The sequence below is a fragment of the Paenibacillus tritici genome (assembly GCF_018207515.1).
GTDB lineage: Bacteria > Bacillota > Bacilli > Paenibacillales > Paenibacillaceae > Paenibacillus_AQ > Paenibacillus_AQ tritici.
In genome coordinates this window covers 425099-450119 of sequence record NZ_CP073365.1, presented here as the reverse complement: position 1 = coordinate 450119, position 25021 = coordinate 425099, and the positions used below count along the sequence as shown (strand labels likewise).

19 protein-coding genes and 2 riboswitches are annotated in these 25021 nt (G+C 51.3%); of the genes, 9 read left to right on the top strand and 10 right to left on the bottom strand.

The features are described from left to right. Positions 1-15 precede the first annotated feature (15 nt). Both KDC22_RS02025 and KDC22_RS02020 read left to right on the top strand, forming a co-directional pair. Positions 16-606, top strand: a complete 591-nt coding sequence (locus tag KDC22_RS02025; RefSeq protein WP_211721914.1) for a TasA family protein — start codon at positions 16-18, stop codon at positions 604-606. Positions 607-866: 260 nt separating this feature from the next. Next, on the top strand, positions 867-1199 hold the full coding sequence (locus tag KDC22_RS02020; RefSeq protein ID WP_173135748.1) for a helix-turn-helix domain-containing protein: 333 nt from the start codon (positions 867-869) through the stop codon (positions 1197-1199). 112 nt (positions 1200-1311) lie between these two features. On the opposite strand, the gene KDC22_RS02015 is transcribed toward KDC22_RS02020, so the two are convergent. Next, positions 1312-1461 (bottom strand): anti-repressor SinI family protein, encoded by a 150-nt coding sequence (locus tag KDC22_RS02015; protein ID WP_425516986.1) that lies wholly within the window; start codon positions 1459-1461, stop codon positions 1312-1314. A gap of 28 nt (positions 1462-1489) precedes the next feature. Next, positions 1490-1574: riboswitch (cyclic di-GMP riboswitch) on the bottom strand. A gap of 473 nt (positions 1575-2047) precedes the next feature. Here KDC22_RS02015 and KDC22_RS02010 point away from each other — a divergent pair. Together KDC22_RS02010 and odhB are read left to right on the top strand one after the other, a co-directional pair. Continuing rightward, positions 2048-4915: a 2-oxoglutarate dehydrogenase E1 component gene (locus tag KDC22_RS02010; protein WP_211721913.1), complete on the top strand. Its 2868-nt coding sequence runs from the start codon at positions 2048-2050 to the stop codon at positions 4913-4915. A gap of 57 nt (positions 4916-4972) precedes the next feature. Continuing rightward, entirely contained in the window at positions 4973-6289 is a 1317-nt protein-coding gene (gene odhB / locus KDC22_RS02005) for a 2-oxoglutarate dehydrogenase complex dihydrolipoyllysine-residue succinyltransferase (protein ID WP_211721912.1), read from the top strand. 408 nt (positions 6290-6697) lie between these two features. On the opposite strand, the gene KDC22_RS02000 is transcribed toward odhB, so the two are convergent. The 6 genes from KDC22_RS02000 to KDC22_RS01975 form a co-directional block, all read right to left on the bottom strand. Further along, positions 6698-7681, bottom strand: a complete 984-nt coding sequence (locus KDC22_RS02000) for a hypothetical protein (protein WP_211721911.1) — start codon at positions 7679-7681, stop codon at positions 6698-6700. After that, positions 7642-8229 carry an RNA polymerase sigma factor gene (locus tag KDC22_RS01995; protein ID WP_246553242.1) on the bottom strand — a complete coding sequence of 196 codons (588 nt, stop codon included), beginning with the start codon at positions 8227-8229 and terminating at the stop codon, positions 7642-7644. The genes KDC22_RS02000 and KDC22_RS01995 overlap by 40 nt, the downstream gene beginning before the upstream one ends. 293 nt (positions 8230-8522) lie before the next feature. Continuing rightward, positions 8523-9992 (bottom strand): glycoside hydrolase family 1 protein, encoded by a 1470-nt coding sequence (locus tag KDC22_RS01990; protein WP_211721909.1) that lies wholly within the window; start codon positions 9990-9992, stop codon positions 8523-8525. Positions 9993-10036: 44 nt separating this feature from the next. Further along, positions 10037-11962, bottom strand: a complete 1926-nt coding sequence (locus tag KDC22_RS01985) for a beta-glucoside-specific PTS transporter subunit IIABC (protein WP_211721908.1) — start codon at positions 11960-11962, stop codon at positions 10037-10039. A 131-nt stretch (positions 11963-12093) separates the two neighbouring features. Further along, positions 12094-12942 carry a BglG family transcription antiterminator LicT gene (gene licT, locus KDC22_RS01980; RefSeq protein WP_211721907.1) on the bottom strand — a complete coding sequence of 283 codons (849 nt, stop codon included), beginning with the start codon at positions 12940-12942 and terminating at the stop codon, positions 12094-12096. Between the two features lie 211 nt (positions 12943-13153). Beyond that, the gene (locus KDC22_RS01975) at positions 13154-13840 is read right to left on the bottom strand and encodes an SDR family NAD(P)-dependent oxidoreductase (protein ID WP_211721906.1); all 687 of its coding nucleotides are present in this window, start codon (positions 13838-13840) and stop codon (positions 13154-13156) included. 144 nt (positions 13841-13984) lie between these two features. Between KDC22_RS01975 and KDC22_RS01970 the strand changes: the two genes are divergently transcribed. Continuing rightward, positions 13985-14557 carry a TetR/AcrR family transcriptional regulator gene (locus KDC22_RS01970; RefSeq protein WP_211721905.1) on the top strand — a complete coding sequence of 191 codons (573 nt, stop codon included), beginning with the start codon at positions 13985-13987 and terminating at the stop codon, positions 14555-14557. Between the two features lie 33 nt (positions 14558-14590). Continuing rightward, positions 14591-15169: a nucleotidyltransferase family protein gene (locus KDC22_RS01965; protein ID WP_211721904.1), complete on the top strand. Its 579-nt coding sequence runs from the start codon at positions 14591-14593 to the stop codon at positions 15167-15169. Positions 15170-15245: 76 nt separating this feature from the next. Here the strand turns inward: KDC22_RS01965 and KDC22_RS01960 are convergent, their stop codons facing one another. Together KDC22_RS01960 and KDC22_RS01955 are read right to left on the bottom strand one after the other, a co-directional pair. Next, a complete protein-coding gene (locus KDC22_RS01960; RefSeq protein ID WP_211721903.1) occupies positions 15246-16763 on the bottom strand; it encodes a methyl-accepting chemotaxis protein in 1518 nt (505 codons plus the stop codon). Positions 16764-16833: 70 nt separating this feature from the next. Beyond that, entirely contained in the window at positions 16834-18264 is a 1431-nt protein-coding gene (locus KDC22_RS01955; protein WP_211721902.1) for an NAD(P)/FAD-dependent oxidoreductase, read from the bottom strand. Positions 18265-18388: 124 nt separating this feature from the next. Beyond that, positions 18389-18488, bottom strand: a riboswitch (purine riboswitch). A 296-nt stretch (positions 18489-18784) separates the two neighbouring features. On the opposite strand from KDC22_RS01955, the gene KDC22_RS01950 reads away from it, so the two are divergent. Next, positions 18785-19849, top strand: a complete 1065-nt coding sequence (locus KDC22_RS01950) for a GGDEF domain-containing protein (RefSeq protein WP_211721901.1) — start codon at positions 18785-18787, stop codon at positions 19847-19849. On the opposite strand, the gene KDC22_RS01945 is transcribed toward KDC22_RS01950, so the two are convergent. Beyond that, a complete protein-coding gene (locus KDC22_RS01945) occupies positions 19839-22979 on the bottom strand; it encodes an EAL domain-containing protein (RefSeq protein WP_211721900.1) in 3141 nt (1046 codons plus the stop codon). The two genes, KDC22_RS01950 and KDC22_RS01945, sit on opposite strands and share 11 nt — an antisense overlap. Before the next feature lie 329 nt (positions 22980-23308). Between KDC22_RS01945 and KDC22_RS01940 the strand changes: the two genes are divergently transcribed. Both KDC22_RS01940 and KDC22_RS01935 read left to right on the top strand, forming a co-directional pair. Further along, on the top strand, positions 23309-23452 hold the full coding sequence (locus KDC22_RS01940; protein ID WP_171720322.1) for a hypothetical protein: 144 nt from the start codon (positions 23309-23311) through the stop codon (positions 23450-23452). A gap of 257 nt (positions 23453-23709) precedes the next feature. Beyond that, the gene (locus tag KDC22_RS01935; RefSeq protein ID WP_211721899.1) at positions 23710-24972 is read left to right on the top strand and encodes an IS110 family RNA-guided transposase; all 1263 of its coding nucleotides are present in this window, start codon (positions 23710-23712) and stop codon (positions 24970-24972) included. Positions 24973-25021: the final 49 nt, after the last annotated feature.

Sequence of the window (25021 nt, the reverse complement as noted above, 5' to 3'; positions counted from 1 at the left end):
AGGAGGAAATGAATAATGGGTATCAAAAAAACGTTGGGTCTTGGCGTAGCATCGGCAGCACTGGGGTTGTCTTTAATCGGAGGGGGGACCTTCGCTTACTTCAGCTCCACTACAACCAGCACGGCAACCTTCGCCGCAGGCACGCTGAAGCTCGGCTCTTCCTTCAATACACCGGTAGCCCTGACGAATCTGAAGCCGGGAGACTACACCGTCCGCACCTTCACCTTATCGAATGACGGCACACTGGATATCAAATTCCTCAAGCTTGCCACCAGTTACACCGTGACCGATTCGCTGGGGGATAACGCCGGACAGGATCTCGGAGACCACTTCAAGGTTAAGCTCCTCAAGGATACTTATACCGGCGGCTCCACCAGCGGATATGTCCTCTCCGAAGTCTCCCTGAAGAATCTGAAGAATATCGCCAGCTACGACCTCGTAGCCATGGGGGCAGTACCCGGGGGCATTGCCGCCGCCCAGTCCAAAACCTTCAAGGTAGCCTTTGAATTCGTGGACAACAGCCAGGATCAGAACATCTTCCAGGGCGACAGCTTATCCCTGAACTGGACATTCGATGCGCTGCAGGGTCTGGGAGAAACCAAGTAACCCGGAGCCTTCTATATCCAAACGGCATATCCTCCCTCATCCGGGCGGGGTATGCCGTTTTGTCGCGCTCCCTTCTCTGTTCAATGACTTTTGTTCGTTTTACAGATTTTTGTTATACTGACAAGTGAAAACGGCTTTGCCGTCCTTCTAAGGGGCGGTACCGTTACAGCGAGAAAGATAAGGATAATGTATAGCGCGAAGCATATAAATTCTTATCTTTTAACAAAAGTACGGAGGGCGTTGTAATCGTGTCAGATACTATGGGAAGCCGCATCCACAGGCTCCGGCTGGAGAAGGGGTATTCTTTGTCCGAGCTTGCGGATAAGGCTGATGTGGCGAAATCATACCTCAGTAATGTGGAACGGAATATCCAATCCAACCCCTCCATTCAATTTATCGAAAAAATTGCCGATGCGCTTCAGGTATCCGTTCACGCATTACTGTATGGCGGACATGCGGAGACTGAAGAACCGGCGCTGGATGGAGAATGGTTCCGGTTGGTACAGGAAGCGATGGCCTCAGGAATAAGCAAACGTGAATTCAAGGAATTTCTCGATTACCAGAAATGGCGTATGGATCAAAAGGACAATTAAAGACGTTGAAGCTGGCGGAGCAGGTCTCCAGCCCTGCCGGGACACAGAAAAGGACACAGCGACCGGTTCGCTGTGCCCTTTTCTGTATGTATCCGTACAATAAGTGACCGTCCTACATCGCCTGGAGCGCCTTCTCGCTGAAAAACCGGCGGATTTCCTCCGCCTGAATACCCGCCTGCTTGGCAGACATCAGCAAGTACACCCATTCTAAATCCAGATCAACTGCCTGCAGCTCGTCATTCCCCTGGTTGGACATATCCAAGAAATCTCCTCCTAGAATTTTCGCGTCCCCAGGCAGTCCGGCCATCATAGTATTTCTACTTTAGATCCGAGACTTTGTGCCCCTGTCTTTCGGCAGGTTTACCCTTTACTGGACCCTTTCCGTGAAAGGATCTGGCAAGAATCGTTGAAAGCGTTCTCCGCAATAACATTATACAAGATCTTATGCGAATAGTGTGTCGTTTTCTGGAATTTTTTTATGTTAAATAGTGAGGAACCTTAGCTGAAATTGCCAGTGGCTTGTATAAATATTTCCATTTCCAAGTTCAAACGATCCATATTAGGTTTAATATACTAGAGGGCACTAGATCCGTTCCGTAATCATAATATAGAAATATAGAAACAATTACCCATTTCCAAAATATACAAACCTCTAAATTATGATTGTTCTGTATGAATACTGTAATGAATCATGCCGTTTTGCGAACGGATTGCACGAAAGTATGAATTGATTACCCCGCTGGAAAGTAGCACAATAAGATGAGAATGAAACCGCAAACATTTGCAGCTCCGCCAAGTGGCACACCTGTATGCCACGCGCTGAGTTTATCCGTTAGGAGGACCTATTCATGGCAGTCAAAGAGCCCTATAACGCAACTGTATGGAACAAATATTACGGCCCCAATCTGGGCTACATCCAAGAGCAGTATGAGCAGTTTGTCAAGGACCCCTCTTCTGTTGAACAACATTACCGCGATCTCTTCACTGTATCCGGCCCCCCTCCTCTGGCTCCAGACGCCGAGAGGGTTCCAGGGCCTGCAGTTTCAGCGGATGCCGACTGGCTCAAGAAGGCTGTCAAGGCCTCGAAGCTGATCGCTAATATTCGTATATATGGCCATATGGCCGCTAACATCGACCCGCTGGAGCGCAGCAGTAATCCGATGGCCAAATGGCTGGAGCTGGAGACTTATGAGCTCACCCGCGAGGATCTGAATGCCCTGCCCGCTTCGCTAATCTGGGATAATGCCCCTGCGGATGTGCATACCGCTATGGATGCTGTCCACAGAATGCGGCAGGCCTACACACAGACCATTGCCTATGAATTCGGGCATGTCCACGATGAGAGTGAGCTGCGCTGGCTCAACAGCCAGGCGGAATCCATGACTTCCCCGGCCCCGCTCAACAATACGGAGCGTAAGGAGCTGCTGAAGCGCCTGGTTCAGGTAGAGCATTTCGAGACCTTCCTGCATAAGACTTTTGTCGGCCAGAAGCGGTTCAGTCTGGAGGGCAATGACGCCCTCGTGCCTATGCTGGACGAGATTGTGCGGGCAGCCGCGCATGACGGCGCGGAGCATATTCTGATGGGCATGGCGCACCGCGGAAGACTCAACGTACTGGCCCATATTCTGGGCAAGCCTTATGATATTATTTTCTCGGAGTTCCATCATTCGCCGAACAAGGAGCTGTTCCCTTCCGAAGGCTCAATGGGTGTCACCTACGGCTGGAGCGGCGATGTGAAGTATCACCTCGGGGCTGACCGTGCTGTCCGCGAAGGCGAAACCGTACGCACCCGGATCACGCTTGCCAATAACCCGAGCCATCTCGAATTCGTCAATCCGGTAGTAGAAGGCTTCACGCGTGCCGCCCAGGAAGAACGGAATGCACCGGGCCTGCCGAAGCTGAATACGAGCAAGGCGATGGCTGTGCTGATGCACGGCGATGCTGCCTTCCCGGGTGAAGGTATCGTTGCAGAGACTCTTAATATCGGCAAATTGCAGGGTTATCAGAATGGCGGTACCGTGCATATTATCGTCAATAACCGTATCGGCTTCACAACGGAGAGCGAGGATTCCCGTTCCACCCATTACGCCAGCGACCTGGCCAAAGGGTATGAGATTCCGATCGTGCATGTCAATGCCGATGATCCGGAAGCTTGCATTGCCGCCGTCCGTCTGGCCAGTGCTTACCGCCACCAGTTCAAGAAGGACTTCCTGATTGACCTGATCGGCTACCGCCGCCACGGACATAACGAAATGGATGATCCTGACACTACGCAGCCTATTGTCTACAGCAAGGTGCGCAACCACCCTACTGTCTACCGGGTATATGCAGAACGCCTTGAGCGTGAGAAGGTGATCACCGAGGATGATGTGAAGAACATGATTACCGAGGCCGAGAGTGTATTGCAGCAGGCGTTCGATCAGATGAAGGAAGGCAAACAGAAGAATGCGGAGTCCAAAACCGCTGTCGCTCTGGAGCCCGATCAGCCTACTCAGCGTCCGACAGCCTACCCTCTGGCCGGTCTGCAGGAGATTAACCGCGAACTGCTGCGTGTACCGGATGGCTTCACGGTCTATCCGAAGCTGGACCGGATTCTGAAGCGCCGCAAGGATGCGCTGAATGACGGGGAGCGGGTCGACTGGGCTCTGGCTGAGACCCTTGCCTTCGCTACCATTCTCAAGGACGGCACTCCTATCCGCCTCAGCGGTCAGGATTCCCAGCGCGGCACCTTCGCCCACCGCCATCTGGTCCTGCATGACAGCGAGAGCGGCGGACTGTATTCCCCGCTGCATCAGCTGAGTGATTCCCGGGCTTCCTTCGGGGTCTATAACAGCCCGCTGTCAGAGGCTTCTGTCCTTGGCTTTGAGTATGGGTATAATGTATTTGCCCCGGAGACCTTCGTCATCTGGGAAGCCCAATATGGCGATTTCGCCAATGCCGCCCAGGTCATTATTGACCAGTTCATTTCCGCCGGCCGTGCCAAATGGACCCAGCGCAGCAATCTGACCATCATGCTGCCCCATGGCTATGAAGGCCAGGGGCCGGAGCACTCCAGCGGCAGGCTGGAACGCTTCCTCCAGCTCTCCGCCGAGGAGAACTGGACCGTAGCCAATCTGACCTGTGCAGCGCAGTATTTCCATCTGCTCCGCCGTCAGGCCGCGCTCTGCGGGCAGGCAGATGCCCGGCCGCTGGTCATCATGGCTCCGAAGAGCCTGATCCGCAACCCGCGCAGTACTTCAGCGGGAGTTGACCTTGCTTCGGGCGCCTTCCAGCCGGTTCTTCCCGAACCGCTGCTGGGCAGCAATCCGGAAAAGGTGAAGCGACTGGTGGTGTGCAGCGGGAAGGTTGCCATCGACCTCCAGACCGAGCTTGAAGCTGGACGCGGACAGGACTTCTCCTGGCTGCACATCCTCCGACTGGAGCAGCTCTATCCGTTCCCGGAACGTGAGCTTGGCGCACATCTCAGCACCTTCAGCTCTCTGGAGGAGATCGTCTGGGTGCAGGAGGAACCGAAGAATATGGGCGGCTGGACGTATGCCGACTCCCGGCTGCGGGCGATTGCCCCGCAGAAGGTGACAGTCCAGTATATCGGCCGTCCGGACCGTTCCAGCCCGGCCAGCGGTTATGCGGATGTCCACAGCTTCGAACAGCGGCGCATTGTCAGAGAAGCCCTGAAACTGAATACTCAAGTGCAAGCACCTGTACCGTCTTCCTGAACGCAGCAGGCGGTCATACGATAACGCAATCCACTATATTTGGGGAGGTAACGGCCTGTGTCCGAGATAAAAGTACCTGATTTGGGCGAATCGATTTCCGAAGGAACGATCTACAAATGGCTGGTTAAAGAGGGCGACACTGTCGGCCAGGGGGATGTGCTTGCAGAGCTTGAGACTGACAAGGTCAACCTTGAGATCAGTGCGGAGGAGGACGGAGTCATCTCCTCCATCCTGCGCCAGGCGGGCGAGAACGTTGCCGTTGGCGAAGCCATCGGCATTATCGGCGCCGGCAGCGGCGCGGGTGCTGCCAGCGGCAGCAAGCCGGCAGCTGCCGCCTCACCGCAGAGCGGCAGCACTCCTGCTGCTGCCGCAGGAGCCGCAGCGGCTGAACCCGCCGCTGCTGTAACGGCTCCGGCCGCCGCCGAAGGTGCGGCGGCTGGCACTGCGGCCCTGGCTTCGCCGGGGGCGCGCAAGCTGGCACGGGAGCGGGGCATCGACCTCGGCGAGGTCAGTGCCCGCGACCCTATCGGCCGGATTGGCCAGGCCGATGTGAATGGCCATGGCGCAGCCGTGCCGCAGGCCGCTGCGCAGGCAGCTCCGGCGGCGGCCGCCCGGCCGGAGCCGGCGAAGCCGCCCGTGCCGGCGGGCAAGGCGCCGCACGCCGAGGACGGCAAAGCGACCGAGCGCAAGCGCATGTCGCGCAGACGGCTGACGATTGCCAGCCGCCTGGTCGAAGCGCAGCAGACGGCAGCGATGCTGACCACCTTCAACGAGGTGGACATGACTGCAATTCTCGACATCCGCAAACGCCGCAAGGATGCCTTCAAGGAGAAGCATGAGGTCGGACTAGGCTTCATGTCCTTCTTCACCAAAGCCGTCATCGGCGCGCTCAAGGCCTACCCGATGCTGAATGCCGAGATCGACGGAGAGGATCTCCTGCTGAAGAAATATTATGATATCGGCATTGCCGTTGCCGCCAAGGAAGGCCTGGTGGTGCCCGTCGTCCGCGATGCCGACCGGTTAAGCTTCCCCGAGATCGAGCGGCGGATTGGCGAGCTCGCCTCCAAGGCGCGGGCCAACACCCTGAGCCTGCCTGAGCTTCAGGGCGGAACCTTCACAATCACGAACGGCGGAGTCTTCGGCTCCCTGCTGTCCACACCAATCCTCAATACTCCGCAGGTCGGTATTCTCGGCATGCACAAGATCCAGCTGCGCCCGATCGCTCTGGATGAGGAGCGGACGGCTAACCGTCCGATGATGTACATTGCCTTATCTTACGATCACCGGATCGTAGACGGCTCAGAGGCAGTAAGCTTCCTGGTCAAAGTCAAAGAACTGCTGGAAGACCCTGAATCCCTGCTGCTGGAGGGCTAAGGCTGCGGCCTCGTCGCTTCTCAAATCACACTTTTACAATTAAAAGGCATCCGATCGAGCGTACAGGCTACGCTCTCCGGATGCCTTTTGTTTTGTATAACTAAACTAACTTCGGCCTTCATTCCTCAGTCTTCAGACTTCAGTCTTCAGTCTAAAACAAACATTCTCCAACTTCTCATTCGCACCATGTAATTCTTGCAGAGAATACAACATCCGCCTCATCCAAATGACCCAAACCCGAAATTGTTGTATAAAAAGCAGCATCTCCCTTACTCCCAAGCAGCTTGGCACAGAAATTCCTGCATTCCATGCAGCATTCCTCCCAAACATCCAGGTATACAGGGACCGGAGCTGCAAAATGTACAACATTTCTGCCTGTACAGACCAGCAGCCGAATGAATGCCCTCTCTATAATCCGCCCCGGATTAATTCCCCTGCCAGGTCCAGCAGCTGATCCTTGGTCAATTCCCGGTCCCCAAAGGTAGTCGCTGTGTAATAGGTATCCTGCTGCTCGTTGTACCAGTTCAGATAATGGTAGCTGAACCCGGGCTGCACCTCCGGGCTGCTTACCAGATTGTAGACCATCTCACGGCCCTCTACCGTCAGCTTCTCTGCGGTTGCCCCCGGCGGCTGCATAACCTGCATAGGGCCTCCATGCATTAAGGTGGCACTTAATTCAATAACCGCCCCCTGCCTGGTATATTTAGCGCCAACGGACGATACCTCGGTCCACGGGATGGCCTTCATGAACAGATTCCGGCCGGTGTTCTGTCTCGCCTCGGCAGTCAACTCGTCAAGAGTCTGACGGTACAGCGGATTAGTATCATACTCCTTGTCCGAGGGTGAACCGGGAACTATAGTGCCGGACTTGAAGACATATCCCCCGGCTTCCTTAGGCAGTACAGGGGTCTTCCGTTTGTTCATCTCTCCAAGAAAAGCCGAATAATCAGTCAGACGCAGCTCCTTCCCCGCGTACTGAAGTGCAGACTTCGCGTCTTCCGGCAGCTTCTCTCCTCTGACGAAATAAGCAATAAGCTCCCCCGGCTTGGCCGAATCCATCAGCTTCGAGGCATATTGGGAATAAGGCGCCGATTCTCCCGGATTAGAATTCTCCGCAACATGCTGCACCTTCACTTCACCCGCGTGATTTCGGATCTGAATATACTCCGTGGCGGCGTAAGCTGTCACGGCAACCAGCAGCAGCATGACCAGCATCCCGGAGAACGCTGCCGTTCTGCCCGCAAGCCTGATCCCGCGCGGACTGCGCTGCTGTCCCGAATCTCTGACCCGGGCCATCACCCTGTCCGTCACCTCGATTAGAGGGAACTGCTCCCCGCCGACTGCTGCGGCTTTTATATCTTGGTACTCATCACTGATTCCTGTCCGGTCCATGATATCCCCTCCTCCGCCTGCATGATTTCCCGCACTTTACGTTTGATCCGCTCCATCCTTTTGTGCAGCGCATTGGAACTGATGTTCAGAATAGCGCTGATCTCGGGAAAACTCTGCTCTTCGAACACCCGCAGAACCAGCAGATTCCGCTCCTCCAGTGACAGCCGTCCAAGCGCCGCTTCCAGTGCCGGGCTGTATAGCCGCTCTACCAGCTCTTCCTCAGGGCCGGCTACCGCCGTGTCGGGGCGGAACAATCGCAGGAAATAACCTTGTCTTCTCTGCTGACGCAGCAGATTCAGGCAATGATTGCCGGCAATCCGGTACAGCCAGGCTGAGAAGCTGACGGTGGGCTTGTACCTCCCAATGGATTGATAGGCCTTGACCAGTACATCCTGCACCGCATCCTCGGCATCGTGCTTGTTCCCCAGCATCCGGCAGCAGTACCGGTAGATCGGCTGTTGATACACATCTACAATCCGGGAGTAACATTCCCTCTCCCCTTGCTGCACTCTGATGATAATCGCCTCTACCTGCTGCCCATCCGGCATATGTCCCTGTGACGTTGCCCTCACCTCCTTACTCGTAATACTTCTATAACACCTGACTCCCGCAAAAAGTGCCTGCGGCACGTTTGAATTAAAAATTCTATAATTTCATGCCAGCGTGATCCCAAACGTTACACTGGCGCTTCTAATCAGCCATTTATGCGACATTGATCCCCGCGAAGTGAACGAATGGAAATCCCCCCCACAATATACTAATATTTTTCGCAAAAAAACCAGCCGATAAGAAGGTACACCTCTTATCGGCTGGTTTTAGGAAATTTATTTACGGCTATGATTTACAACTCCGAGCCATTGCTTTCAATGACCTTTTTATACCAGTAGAAGGAATCCTTGCGTGATCTTTCCAGCGTCCCGTTGCCGGAGTTGTCCTGATCCACATAGATAAAGCCATAACGTTTCTCCATCTCCGAGGTCGAACAGCTGATGATATCAATAGGTCCCCAACTGGTGAAGCCCATCAGTTCTACTCCGTCCTGTACAGCTTCTCTCATCTGTTCAATGTGCTTCTGCAGATAATCGATCCGGTAGGAATCATGGACAGAGCCGTCTTCTTCCACAACATCCTTCGCACCCAATCCATTCTCAACAATGAACAGAGGCATCCGGTAACGGTCATACAGCCGGTTAAGGGCAATTCTTAAGCCGATCGGATCAATAGGCCAGCCCCATTCCGAAACCTGAAGATGCGGATTTTTGATCTGGCTTACGAGCATCCCCGAGTTGCTGTTGTCATTCGGGTCGTATTTGCCAATATAGGTCATGTAATAGCTGAACGCGATGTAATCCACCGTATTGTCCTTGAGAATCTGATCGTCACCAGGTTCTTTCACCAGCTCGATCTGATTCTCTTTGAAGTAACGCTGCATGTAGGCCGGATATTCTCCGCGCGCCTGAACCTCCGGATAGAACAGATTCATCTGATCTTCCTTGAGCGTCTGCAGCGCATCTTCAGGCTTGCTGGATGCCGCATAGGTCTCGAGACGGCAGATCATGCAGCCGATTTGGGCACCCGGGATCTTCTCCTTGCAGCTCTTGACTGCCAACGCACTGGCCACAAACTGATGGTGGGTAGCCTGATAAGCCACTTGCTCCTTGGTTCCCTGAATGCGGTCTTCGAGAATACCGCCTCCTGTATACAGGCTGGTCAGAATCATGTTCATTTCGTTGAAGGTAATCCAGTACTTGACTTTATTTTTGTATCTGTCGAATAGAGTATTGGCAAACTTCAGATACAACTCAATCATTTTCCGGTTTTCCCAGCCGTTATATTTTCTTGACAGCTCCACAGGCATTTCATAATGGGAGATGGTAACCAGTGGCTCAATTCCATACTTCAGCAGCTCATCAAACACTTTATCATAGAAAGCAAGTCCGGCTTCATTAGGTACCGTTTCTTCTCCCGTAGGGAAAATGCGCGTCCAGGCAATCGAAAGACGAAAGACCTTGAATCCCATCTCGGCAAAAAGTGCAATATCCTCTTTATAATGATTGTAGAAGTCCACACCCTTGCGCTTCGGAAAATAAACTCCGGTATCCCCGTCCAGATACTCCTCCAGCTGTACAGAATCCACATCGAACGTAAAATCCTTGCCGTCCCGCAATTCATGCGGGATAAACGGTGCCATATCTGAAGTGGATAGTCCTTTGCCATCCGCGTCGTAAGCCCCCTCCAACTGGTTGGCCGCTGTAGCTCCCCCCCATAAGAATCCTTGCGGAAAAGATAATCCCTCTGTATGTTTTAACATGATTCATCTAACTCCTTCCAGAATGATATTTTTTAGGATTGCGATTATTTAATCGTGAAAAGAAGTATTCCATTCATTGGAATCACCCCCTTCACCTGGACGGGAATAACATCCAGATAATCCGGTGTATTGGTTACAATGACGGGCGAGACTATATTAATTCCTTTGGCTTCAATCGCCTCCAAGTCGAATTCGACAAGCAGATCGCCTTTTTCCACCTTTTGCTCCGGTACAACCTTCACATCGAAATGCTGGCCCTTGAGCGATACGGTATTTAATCCAATATGAACCAGCACCTCCACTCCTTCTATGGAACGGAGCATCACTGCATGCTTCGATTTGGCAACCATCGTAACGATTCCGTCAAATGGAGCTGTCATCCGTCCTTCGGCGGGCTTAACCGCAATGCCTTTACCTGTCAGCTCGTCTGCAAAGGTCTTGTCCGGCAAAAGCTGAAGCGCAACAAGCTCGCCTTGGAAGGGACTGAAGATTTCATTTTTCTTATCCTGTACAGATTGGACTGCCTCCGGTTCAGGGGTGCCTGCTTCGCTCCGGTCGGCAGCAGTACTCCCCATAGGCCGCTCGCTGCGGGCCTTTGCGCTGTCAGTCTTTTTCCAGAGTATCAGCGTCATGACGAAGGAGACGACAAAGCTGATGGCAATTCCGATCACTGCATAGCTGAAATTCTTCATCCCCCCACCCGGCTGGATATAGAGCGGGAGTGATAACAGGCCCGGGACGGCAAACCCGTAACATTTCAGTCCAACGGCAGTGATGAACCCGCCTCCGGCAGCCCCCCCGATGATCGAGGCATAGAAAGGTTTTTTGAGCTTAAGGCTGACCCCATACAGCGCAGGCTCCGTAATTCCTAATAAGGCGGAAATCCCACTGGTCAGGGCCACAGATTTCATCTTTGGATCTTTGGTCCGAAGAAATACGGCGAGTACAGCTCCGGCTTGACTCAGATTGGTAATTAAGTTGATCGGCAGCAGCAGAACGTCATAACCGAGTTTGCTTAAGTTCTGCAAGGTTCCCGGGAAAAACGCGTAATGCATGCCTGTCATAACAATCAGCGGCATCAGGCCTCCAAGCACAATCCCTGTCAGCGGACCGGAGTGGGCAAACAGCCAGGATACGCCCTTCTCCAGATAGATCCCCCCGAAATTTCCCAAGGGACCGATGGCAATAAGCATTATAGGCACTGTAATTGCGAGAACCAGCATAGGCGTGAATATGATTTTAAGCGTATTCGGGATCAACCGGTCGATCAGGCGATAGACATAACTGAGCAGCCATACGCCCAGAATGATCGGAATCACGGATTGCGTGTAATTCACAATAGAGACCGGAAGGCCAAGGAAGGGGATTGCTTCCAGCTTCCCGGCATTATACGCATCCAGGATCGTCGGATACAGCAGGGTTCCCGCCAATGTCAGAGCCAGATATTCATTCACCTTGAACTTTCTGGCGGCAGAGACTGCGAGCAGAAACGGAAGGAAATAAAAAGAGGCATTGGCGATCATCGTGAATACGCTGTATTCTCCGCTGGTCTCCGAGATCCAGCCCAGTGTGACCAAGAGGGCAAGTACGCCCTTGAGCATCCCCGCACCTACAATCGCCGGCAGAATAGGCGTGAATATTCCGGAAATCGTATCAAGCACGGCATTGAATCCTCTCGCCCCGGTGCCTGAACGTTCTGCTCCGCTTAACTCAGACGTCGCTGATTCCTTCATAACATTCTCTACCTCCGCATAGACGGAGGCAACGTTATTTCCGATAACCACCTGGAACTGGTCATTCTGAAATTGTGCCCCCAGCACACCTTGCAGCTTCGTAATCTCAGCGACCTGAACCAGCTTCTCGTCCTTAACGTTGAAGCGTAATCTTGTGATGCAGTGCCAGGCTTGAACGATGTTCGCACTTCCTCCGATTCGGCGGATAATCTCCTGGGACAATTCTCTGTTGTTCACTTGTCATTCCTCCTAAGAATGTAGGCATAAAAAAAACCAAATGTAATCCAAGTCTGCGTTGAACAGCAGATTCGGGAACATTTGGTGGTGCCTGATCGAGTCAGTAACACTCCATATTTCAAGAACGGGGATCACTCCGTACCGGAGCGCGAAGTCATTCGCTCCACATGAATAATCAGATAGACCATTTCGTCCTTGTTAATCGAGAAACCGTATTCCTTTTCCACAAAATGCTTAATCTTCTGGACACACTCGTAACTGTCGGGATATCTCGACGATAATATGTCATATAGAAAATGCTCATCCTTGAAGGACAGCATGACCTCGTTCATTTGCCTGACGACAAAATATCGCAAATGCGTGATGAATCTGGAGTAATTAATCGAATCCTGCTCCAGCTTGATATTGAAGTGTTCCTTCATCAGTTCAATAATCTGGTTGATAATCGTTGTAATCTTCATCGTCTGATTCATGGTCCCACGATCAATCTGCGAATTCACCAAATGTAGTGCAATGAAACTGGCTTCTGCATCCGGCAGCTTCACCTGAAATGCTTCATTGATCATGCCTACAGCCTTTTGACCTGTCATGAACTCCTTGGGGTAGAGATTTCTAATCTCCCACTGTAGCGGATTCTGAATCTCCAGCTCATTCTTCAGCCGCTCCAAGGCGTAATGAATATGATCGGCCAAAGGCAAAAGAATGGAATCATTTAGCTTTGTACTAATATTCTGTTTGCCAAGTTGTATAATCTGGTCCGTAATATCTATAACCTGCAAAGGAATCTCATTAAAAAACTGCTCCATCCGCTGGTACCGTTCGTCAGCGCCAATCCGGAATGTTTTTTGTATATCTGCTTGGCTGATTTCCTGTCCCTTTGCTTTTTTGAAACCCACTCCCGTTCCAATTACAATCACTTCATTACCGTCCGGGTCCTCTGCCAAAGCAATGTTATTATTTAGGGATTTCTTAAATTTCATTTGAGTTTCCTCCCTCTGAAAACCAAAAAACCACCACAGTCCGATATACAAGAAATGAAGCATTTCTCGTAGAATCATCGACGATGGTGGTGCCTGATCGAATCAGTGACACTCCTTAATATAGCCATATTGTATGTTTTTAGTCAGGTGGTGTCAACCCTTTTTTAAAGCGCTTTATTCAACAAACTCTCATTGCCCTCTTTGTAAAGTTTTAGAATAAAATCGTTGCAGGCGTAACGCCCTTCGGATATTCCTCTTCCCATACTTTCTGCTCATCGTATACTTTGAACCACATGTCGGCAATTACATCCGGGTCATTAACAGTGCCTGTTCCTTGTTTGATCATTAACCCTAATGACCTGTGTGCGACAAATATGCCCTTGGATTCAAGCTCTGCATGAAGATTCGTTATATAATTTCGCAGTCCTGCTAATCCAATTCCTACGTTACCCATCATAGGAACTGGATACATGGCCGACAAACCGGTTGTAAACAGCAAAGCACCTTCCTGCTTAGCCAGCATATCCGGCAATACTGCATTGACCGTATTAATGGCACTTGCAACATAACCTTCAAACTGATCTCTGGCATTGTCAGGGGTTAATTCCAATACGGAGGTCGGGGGAAACTTACCCGGTGTTGGGCTGAATTCCAGTACATCAATATGTCCGTATTTGTCAGTTATCCCGTTCATTGCTTGTTCGATTTGTTCTTTGTTATAAATATCTGCCGTGAAAAACGAAGCTTCAATACTGTCTGCTCTCAGCTCATCCACCATTTCTTGCAGCTTGTCTTCATTACGCGATACGAGCGCAACTTGAAAATCCTCTTTGCCGAAGCGTTTGGCAATCGACAAGCCCAGACCTTTCCCTGCGCCGATAATTGCTATTGTTTTCATATGTTAACACTCCCTATTAAAGTCTTTTGACAATAATAAGTGTAAAACGTAGAATTAAACCATTCAATGGTCGATATGATGCGTAATGATAAATAAAATACAGATGTTAATAATCTGACTATTATATCTAAGAGGGAGTCATGGATGAGAACAGAAAAAGTAGATTTACGGATAATAAAAACAAGAAAAGCAATCAAAGAAGCCCTCTTAACTTTGATCCCGATCAAAGGTTACGACCGGATAACCGTCCAGGACATTGCCGATGAAGCCATGATTAACCGGAACACCTTTTATTTGCACTATATGGATAAGCCTGATCTGATGGAAAAGCTAAGCCAGGAATGCCTTGAGATCTTAAATGACAGCCTCGCCTCAGAAATTACGGATCTTCAAGAAATCAATAAGTCAGTATTTACGGCGATTTTCAAAAAGATGTTCTTGAGCATTAAATCCGATATCCGTTTATATAGAACCATGCTTGGCGACAACGGTCAATTGAGCTTCTCCTCCCGCCTAAAAGAGGTGTTAAGAAAACACATTCTTAATGGCGCGGCCCTTCCTATTCATGATAAAAAAAAGGTATTAGGCTTGGAATATATCATTTCAGGCCTGGTGGGCGTGATCTGCCTATGGATTAGCGATCCTGAACCACTTTCAATTGATGAAATCTCGGAGCAACTTAGTGATATTCACTTCAATAATTTTGTCGATTTATAGATACTCACTAACATTCTACGGAGGTGCATAGAAATGCTGATCCATACAGAATCCGATATTCTCCGGCTGGTGGAGGAGGATACCTGGATGATGGATATTCTGAACGCCGCCAGCACGCTGCAATTGCCGGACTGGTGGGTCTGCGCCGGATTCGTACGGTCCAAGATCTGGGATGTGCAGCACGGGTTACACGATAGAACGCCGCACGCGGATATTGATGTGATCTATTATGACCCCGGCGACCTGCGGGAAGAGGTGGAGAAGTCATGGGAAGCTCAGCTGAAAAGCCGGTATCCCGGCATTCCCTGGTCCGTCAAGAACCAGGCCAGAATGCATATTGTCAATAACCTGCCGCCGTATTCCTCCTCCACAGACGGCATGTCCAAATTCCCAGAGACGGCAACGGCGTTGGGCCTCTCTCTCACCGAAGACGGTCAGCTGATCCTCGCGGCTCCCCATGGTGTTCAAGACGCGGTTCAGCTGGTATTACGGCCCACGCCTTACTTCGCAGCCCATCCGCATCTGCTGCCTGTATTCGAGAGGCGGATAGCCGGCAAGAACTGGCAGAGCCTCTGGAGCGGGCTGCGCATTCTCCCGGCTGAACATGCCTAGTCCGGCCGGAAGAGGCCACACCCACAAGAAAAGCAGCAGGCATCCCGGCCGGGAACAACCTGCTGCTCTTCTTGTGCTACACCGCCAGATCAATCCCCACCACCCCGACAATCTCCCCGCGGCCATCCTTAATCACTCTGGAGAGGGTAATGCAGGAGCGCTTCGTAATAGCTGACACGTACGGCTGGGATACGTATTGCCCTTCAGTCATCGCTCCGTTCCACCAGTCCCGGCGTTTCGCATTCAGCAGTCCGGCCGCCGGCTCGGAATAGATGAACGTACCATCCGTCCGGTTGGACCAGATCGCCTGCACATCCCGCACCTTGTGCATACAGGCCGTAAGGACCCTGCCATGGATATCCGCATCCAGCGTGTCCATCTCCTGCTTGGCAGCTATCTCCTGAAGCAACAGCTGCATATCCTGCAGCCGCACCGTATTGTAGCTCTGCTCCATCACTTCGCGTCCGGCAATTCCATTCACCGACTGCTGCAGAGCCTGAGATTCCAGCAGCAGACTCGCGCTAATCTCATTAAGCTGTCCAATCTGCGTCCGCTGCCGGGTTACCTGCTCCAGGGTCAGATCTACGCCTGCTATAGTCTCATTAACAATGCCCACCGCGCCGCTCAGTTCACTGGTTACCTCTTCAATCAGCCTGCTCTGCCGCTGGGCCGCTGCAGCCGATTCCGCGACAACGGCTCCCACCTCTTCCACCCTTGCCGAGATATCCCCCAGGCGCTGCTTCACGGTAGCTACTTCTTGCACACCATGCTCCACCGCAGCCTGCTCTTTCGTTACGGATTCCAGCACCTGCCGCACGCCATTATTGATGTCAAGCAGCACAGCCGAGGAGCGTTCAACCGAATCACGGCTCTGATCGGCCAGTTGCCTGATCCGGCCCGCAACCACTGCGAACCCCCTGCCAGCCTCACCCGCCCGTGCAGCCTCAATCGAGGCATTAAGAGCCAGCAGCGAGGTTTCATTGCCGATGCCTACAATCAGGGAGTTCATCTCTTCGACCAAGGCGATATGTCCGCTTAATGCGGTGAATTTGCCCAGCATATCTCCGCTCTGCTCCTGCAATTCCTTCATGACCCCATCTGTATTCTGCAGCGAATCCAGCATATCTGCCACTCCCGTGCGCGCCGCCTGCATCGCTGCGTTCAGCCTTCCGTTCAATTCTCCGAGATGTCCGGTAACCGCTGCTACTCCGCCCATTGTGGCAAAAGCCCCTTCAATATTGGCTTTCGCTTCATTACTGCGGGTCTGCAGCTCCACTTCATAGGCATGGGAATAGTCTGCCGTCTGCTGAAGCCCTCCGGTATGACGGGTAATCTCCTCCAAAGCGCCATGCAGCCGGTCTGAGGTCACCACGATCTCATTGCCGAGCAGCTCTACCCTCTCCCGGGATTCCGCCAATTGGCTTGCTCTGTGCGCGCCGCTGCGGCGGATATCCAGCGCAAGCCCGGCAAGTGCCGCCATCAGCAGCAGATAGACAACCTTATGAACCCAGTACATCTCAATCCATAAGCTATATAGACCAACAACCAGCAGCAGAACAATAGTGACAGCGGCCTTACTCCGGCGAATTCCCATCCTGCATATTCACTCCACTCTATCATGTTATGTATTCTAACATTATATCAGCAGAGTTAAATTAAGGGAACTATTTCTTCGCCATCATCCCGCGCGCGATCCAGACTCCAGCCGCCCCGGCCTGGGCCAGTCCCCGGGTAATGCCCGCCCCGTCGCCGCCGCAGTAGAGACCGGAGATCTCCGTCTCGAATTGCTCCGTCAGCTTCGGGCGGGCGGAATAGAACTTTGCTTCCACGCCATAGAACAGCGTATGCTCGGAGGCTATCCCCGGGGTTACTTTTTCCAGGGCCTCAACCATTTCAATCAGACTCTTCATCGTGATGTACGGCAGCACCAGTCCCAGATCGCCAGGCACCGCTTCCTTCAGCGTAGGCTCCAGGAATCCTTCCTTGATCCGGGTCTCCGTAGACCGGCGTCCGCGCAGGATATCTCCATATTTCTGCACAATGACACCGCCGCTGGACAAATCATTCGCCCGCTTGCAGATCTCCCGGGCATATTCATTCGGCTTGTCGAACGGCTCCGTGAAGGTATGGGAGACCAGCAGCGCAAAGTTGGTATTCTTCGAGCCCAGCGCCGGGTCCTTGTAGGAGTGGCCGTTCGCCGCCATCACTCCGCTGTGATTCTCCACAACCACATGACCGGAAGGATTGCTGCAGAAGGTACGGACCCGCGTCCCCACAGAGGTGTTGAAGATGAATTTGCCTTCATACAGATGCTCGTTAATCTCCCGCATCACCACATCTGAGGTTTCAACACGCACCCCGACATCGACCTGGTTATTGTACATTTTGAGCCGGCGCTTCTTAAGCACCGCAGTCAGCCAGGCCGAGCCGTCCCGTCCGGGAGCAATCATCACCTGATCGGCCTCATGACTCTCCCCGTTCTTCAGGGTAATGCCTGTAATGCGGTGGGTTCCGTTCTCTTTGACGGTGACTATATCCTCGACCTCTGTTTTGTACAGCATATCAATGCGTGTCCGCAAATATTCATAGACCGACTTCAGAATCTCCAGGTTTTGTTCCGTTCCGAGATGGCGGACCTGGGCCCGCAGCAGCTTCAGTCCGGCGGCATATCCCCGCTGTTCAATCCCGCGGATGCTCTCCGTGGTGGGATCGGTAATCACCGGTGTTGCGCCATGCACAAGGTTAATCCCGTCCACATATTCAATCAGCTCCATCACCTTGGAAGGAGGCAGATAATCCGTCATCCAGCCGCCGAATTCGGTCGTGATGTTGAATTTGCCGTCACTGTACGCGCCTGCACCGCCGAAGCCCGCAGTAATGGAGCAGGCCGGCAGACAACCGGCGAATTCCTTGCGGCCTGAAGCCGGCGGGCAGAGCTTGATTTTCTCCTCCAGAATCGGGCAGCTGCGGCGGTAGATATCATGTCCCTTGTCAACCAGCAGTACCTTCATCTCAGGAGCCTTAAGCGTTAATTCATAACAGGCAAAGATTCCGGCCGGACCGGCTCCAACCACAATCACATCATATTTACTCATATCTTCTCTGTTCCTCCCAGGGTGAAACGGCTCCGTCCTTCATTGACCAAGGCTTGAAGCGTTTCTGCGGTATATAGTATCCAATTGCAAGACAGCACAAAAAATCCCGGCCTCATCATAGGTATGCAAAATGCACCCTATTCGTAGCCAGGAATTTACGGTCCCCTGTAGAAACCCCCAAACCTTATCATTGAGGATATACGAACAGCTCCACCCGTTATTACGGGCCAATTGGAATTCTACAGAAATAATGCGAATGTGTCAATGATAAATCCTGTTTATAATTCGTGTTTAGGACATATAATGATGATTAATCCCTATATTAAATCATAAATACATCAATAAAGACGAACGTTATTCCCGTCCTATACGATTGAACTTGAAGATTCTCTGGAATCCCGGCATTAATACCCAACATAAGTCCCAGAAGGAAAAACGAGAACATTGTCGAATATATAAGTACATTGACACTGGAAAAGAGGAACATCTTATGCAGATCCCGCCCCCTACTCCTCGCCAAATGTATTGGAACCGCGTCATCCTCAATACCTTTTGGATGGCGTTTATTGTTTATATGGCAAGCCAGCTATATGTTTGCTTATCCATGTGGGGCCACCGGCCCGAGTTGTCCGACAAGCCATATCTCATTAGGCATATCTGGATTCCAGATGCTATTCTGTTCGTCCTGCTGCTGATTCTGGAAGCCGTTCATAAATACAAGCCGTTGTTATCTGAATTCTCAATTATTCTTGGAAGCCACCTGTGCGGCATCGTGTTTATCCTGAATCTTAGTTCCGAATATCATGTGAAGCCGCTGATTATGCTGCTTCCCCTGCTGGTATCCATGATCTATCTGAGGGAGAATTATCTGAGGGCTTCCTCTGTGATCTGCCTGATCTACATCATCATGTTATTTCTGAACACCTCTGTTTACGATTACACGCTGCGCATCCAGAATATCATTATCACCCTGATCTTAGCCGGAACGTCCCTGGCCGGCTTCGGTGTCATTGCCCGGGGCAAGGATCTTATGCGTTCGCTCGAGAATTCGGTGAAGTCTGAGCAGGAGCTGCGCATCCAGAATATCATTATGGACAGGCTGTCCAAAATTGACCCCCTGACCGATCTGTACAACCACAAGACCTTCCATGAATATCTGGGCTGGCTGATTGAGCACCAGCAGAGCAACCCTTTTCCCATGCAGCTGGCTGTTATTGATATCGACAATTTCAAACAAGTAAACGATCAATATGGACACTGGGTGGGGGACATTGTACTTAAGCAGGTGGCCGCCGTAATGCTGCAGCATATCGGTTCGGATGATTTCGCAGCGCGGTACGGGGGTGAAGAGTTCGTAATTATCCTGACAGCCAAGCAGGTGGCTGATTCCGAGCGGATCATGGAGAAGATACTCACCGGGATTGCCGGGCTTCCCATCAGCGAAATGGAGAACAAGGCCGTTACGGTGAGCATCGGAATGCATGATTATAGCAAGGGTGATTCCAAGAGCTCCACCTTCCAGCAGGCGGACGATGCGCTCTATGAGGCCAAAAAAACAGGGAAAAATAAAATGGTTATCGTATGACATCCGCTCCATATCTTCGCTGCGGAACGAGCAGATCCACTACCTGGCGCTGCGGCACCGGCCGGCTGATCAGATAACCCTGCACCTTGTCACAGCCTGATTCCTTAAGAAAAGCCAGCTGGCCGGCATCCTCAACCCCCTCGGCTACCACATCCAGACCCATCTTGTGGCCCAGGATAATGATCGTCTGGACAAAGGATTCGCTGAAGGCTTTATCCGCCAGGGAATCAATGAAGATCTTGTCCATTTTGAGCGTGGAGATCGGCAGCTGCTGCAGATAGCTAAGGGAGGAATACCCCGTTCCGAAATCATCCAGTGCAATCCGGATACCCCGGGACTTAAGGAATTCCAGCTTGCTGACCGTACTCCCGAACGATTCCATGAATATCGACTCGGTAATTTCCAGCTCCAGACTGGATGCCGCAAGGCCGCTCTCCTCCAGGCTGTCCAGCACAATCTCAACGAAATCATCCTGTAATAGCTGAATGATGGAGATGTTCACCGATATTTTGTAGGGGATTCCGGTAAGCTGGTGAATGCTGTTCATGAACTTGCAGGCTTCCCGCAGCACCCATTCACCGATATATATAATTAATCTGGAATCCTCGGCGATCTTGATGAAGGAGAGCGGAGAGACGAACCCGAGAACCGGACTGTTCCAGCGAATCAGGGCTTCGAAGCCTGAGATCAGCCCTGTCTCAATCTGTACCTGCGGCTGATAGTGCAGCTCAAATTCATTATTGTTCATGGCACTGCGCAGATGCTTCTCAATGTTCATCCGGTCATTGAAGGCGGTGTGCATGGATTTGTCATACACCACATAAGTGCTCTTCCCCTCTTCCTTGGCCCGGTACATCGCTACATCGGCATTCTTCAGAATCTCTTCTGTCGTCTCGCCATCCTCCGGATAGAAGGAGATCCCGATACTGGAGGAGACATACAGATTGCTCTCGCCGATAAGAAACGACTTGCGGAAGGCGCGCATAATATCCTCCGCCAGATTGAGAACATCCACCCGGCTCTCTATATCCTGGAGGAACACGACATACTCGTCTCCGCCGAGCCTCGACAGCATATCCCCCTCACGCACAACCGATTGCAGACGCTCGCTGGCTTTGCGGATCAGAATATCGCCGGATTTGTGTCCAAGCGTATCATTAATGTACTTGAAATTATCCATATCTACAAAAAGCAGCGCCGCTCTGCCTCCCGGCCGGCGGAAATAACCCTCCATCGTCTCCAGCAGACAGAGCCGGTTGGGAAGACCGCTGAGGGAATCCACATAAGCCAGACGGTGCATATTCTTCTGATTCTCCAGCAGCATATCATATTGCCCTACAAGCTCCTCCTGCGTCGCGGTAAGCTGCTCATAGGTTGCTTCAAGCTCCTGATAGCTATGGTTCAGATTGAATTCAGCCTGCTTACGTTTGCTGATGTCGATCAGTGAGCCCAGGAACAGGACGATCTGGTCCCGCGGGTCCACGATAGCCTTCCCCCGTACCTCGAACCACACATATTCCCCCTGCCGGGTCTTCATCCGGTATTCGGTTTCGTAGATCGGGGTTAGCCCGGTAAGATGCGCCTGTCTGGCTTGGTTCGCAGACTCCTGATCATCCGGATGAATGATGCTGAGAACGCCTCCCTCGAAGGAGTTGATCTCTGCTTCGGTATAATCCATCACCTCATACCATCGGTCCGAGAGCTTGTAGAAGCCGCTCTTCCAGTCCAGCTCCCACATGTATGCACCTGAGCCTTCCGAGGCCAGACGGAACCGCCGTTCGCTGACCCCCAGCTTGTTAAGCTGATCCTGCAGCTCAACCTCAGTTGCCGCCAGCTCCTCATAGGTGGCTTCCAGTTCCTCGTAACTAAGCTGCAGCTTAAGCTCATTCTGCTTGCGTTCGTCGATATCAATGCCTACCAGCACAAAGATATCCTCCGCCTGCTCGTCCATCCCCTTAATTAAGGCAGTGCGTACAGAGAAATAATGCGCACCCGGAGAATGGTCGGGAAGCCTCAGCTCGACATTAGTCACATAATCCTTATATACCGCTTTGATCAAGAGATCTCTTAGCACGGCTGCTCCGCCTTCAAGCCCGGATAGCTCATCAATGCTCACGCCAAGTACTTCCTTCTCCTCAAGGCCGGTCATGGCCTCGGCATATTTATTGAAGCGCACGCTCCGTTTGTCCCCGTGAACAGCCCAGACAATTACTCCGGTATTCTCAATCACATCCTTGAAGAATTCCTGTTCAGAATGAATCGTGCGGCGCAGACGCCGGATATAGATCCGGAGCAGGAGCGCCCCGAATACCAGAAGAACGGCACCGAAGGCAACTCCGGCAAAAATCCGGCTGCGCATCATTTCATTATAACGGTCCGAATGAATGAAGAAATACTTCTGGTACAGCTCCTCAAAAGCCCCCGAGCGTTCCAGATGCTCGATCCGCGCATTCACATAGGGCACCAGCTCCGGCCTCGATTTGCTAATGCCGAACGCGACATCCTGGGGATACAAATTGCTCATTTTACGGATAATATTCCCGGCTAACCCCTGTTCTACAATCAGATAATCAACAACCCCCTGATTCTCGAACAACAGGTCAATCTGACCTTGTCCAAGAGCCGCTACAGCCTCCGGTACGGTCGCATATTCTATGTATTCCGATGACGGGATGCCCACCTTATTCTGCAGAACCATTGCTGCATACTGCCCTTTGCCCACACCGATTCTGTACTTACTGAGTGTACTCAGCTTCACTTCTTCCTGAAGCCCTTGACGCGAATAGACGGAGATGCAGCTCTTTAACACAGGCCTCGAGAACAGGATGCTCTGCCTCCTCTCCTCGCTTACAGCCATTAGTCCGGTTGTATCAATTGCTCCCTCGGTAAGCTGCCGGTACGTCTGCTCCCATTCTCCTGTGCTGTAGTGGACAAGATATTCCTGCTTCTCGAACACCATACTGGTCAGATCCATATCGAAGCCCGTCAGATAACCATTCTGTATGTACTTATAAGGTGGATACTCCAGTTCTGCCTGGTACTTAATCTCCTGTCTTTCGGCATAAGCGGCAGCGGGGTGTGCAAGCACGAGCACAATGCTAATTAGAAGCAACAATTTACACCGCTTCATCGCAATTCTCCTTTATCCAAGTATAAGAATTTATATGCACACTTGCAGTTGAATCGGCTTAACGTATGTATACCAAGCTTATTCGACAAAAAATGGTAGGGTTCCTGCTCCTAACGACTCAATTCTGATAAAATGTGCAAATTCTGCAGAATCGTTTACTTAATAGCGAAAGAAACACATGGAATCAAATTTATCATCCATCTTTAGAATTTATATTGCTTTTTGCGCTTAAAATGTGGATAATAGCAGTAATGGTTGATAATGATTATCATTATTGGATGTATATCATTCATATTTTTATATTTGAGTTAAAAGGAGACTGAACACCCATGAACGCAGCCACTACCCGGACCGCCTTGCAGGTTGACGATTACCTGGATCTGCTCAATCTTGCTGTAAAAGTTGGAGATATGAAATGGCAGAAAGAAATCAAATCCAGACTTCAATATATCCTTTGCCTGCAAACCCGATAGTTCATTTCATACAGGAATAGATAAGAGGCACTTAAGATTTGTACTTGAAGCTGGGTCTTCACTGCGGTGAACATTTGGACTTCCGGCCGCTGTTGTCACCAGATTTCTTGATTCAAACCGCTGTTCGCGGGTGAAATCCGGTGACAAAGCATTCCTGTATCCCCTTAAATTTGGGCTTTGAAATTTAACGAGCACCTCCTTATGATAAATGGTGTCCACGACGACAACCAATCATCTATAAGGAAGGTGCTCTTACTATGAAGTTTAAACAATCGGCCCAACAAAATCAACGCATTGAACGTATTACCCCTCATCATCTTATTGTGGGGATCGACATCGCCAAATTCACTCATGTCGCTCGTGCCACCGACTACCGAGGCATCGAACGTGGAGCCTATCTTTCCTTTTCCAATGATCAGGAGGGGTTTAAAAAGCTGTTTCAGTGGATGCAGGCGCTCCAGATCCAATTTCACAAAACCGATGTCATTTTCGGTGTGGAGCCCACCGGTCACTACTGGTTCAATCTGGCGCTCTGGCTTCAAGAGAAGCAGCTCGAACTCGTTCTCGTCAACCCTTTTCAGGTGAAACGCAATAAAGAAAACCGGGACAACTCCCCAACGAAAAATGACGTCAAGGATGCCTTAGTGATTGCCGACATGGTCAAGAATGGCTACTACAGCGACCTATACCTGCACACGGGACCGTTTCAGGCGCTTCGGCAACTGGTCAACACCAGAGACTACATTTCCAAACAAGCTTCCAGTATAGTCAATCAAATCTACCGCTGGACTGACATCTACTTCCCTGAGTTCCAGCAGGTCTTTAAAGACATCACTTCGAAGACCGCTCTGGCAACGTTAGCCGAATTTGCTCATCCTTCCGATCTTTGCACCTTGTCGGTTCAAGAGGTCATTGTAGGGTGGAAGAAGCGTTTAAAACGTGCCGGTAGCCACAAAGTCGCCGTCGCTCTCCTCCACGCGGCACAACGAACGGTAGGCAGCCCAGAGTCCGTCGAAGAAGCTAAACTGAGTCTATCGATGCTTTTACAGCAACTACAGTTATTTCACGACCAAATGGAGCTACTGAAGGAGAAGATTCATCACATCCTTCAAACCATTCCCGCCACGAAGAGCTTGCGATCGATTAAAGGGATCCATGACATTACCTTGGCGGCGTTATACAGTGAAGCAGGTGACTTCAGCCGCTTTGCCCACGGCAACCAATTACTTCGTTTAGCCGGTTTACATCTGTCGGAGAACAGCTCAGGCCTCTACAAAGGCCAAGTGAAAATTACGAAGCGAGGGCGACCTGGACTGCGAAAAATCCTCTTTATCGCCGTATTTCAGATGGTCTCCGTCAATCCGGAATTTCGGGCACTTCATCAGTATAACAAACGAGTGAAACACATGACTGGCATGAAGTCCATCATGAAGCTGTGCGGGAAGCTCGCACGCATGCTTGTAGCGATGTCCAAGAATGGTTCCGACTATGATGTGTGCAAGGTAAACTCTGCAGCCTAAGACCGAAAGTATCCACTTGCCAACTGGCTCATTCGCAGGATTCATCATG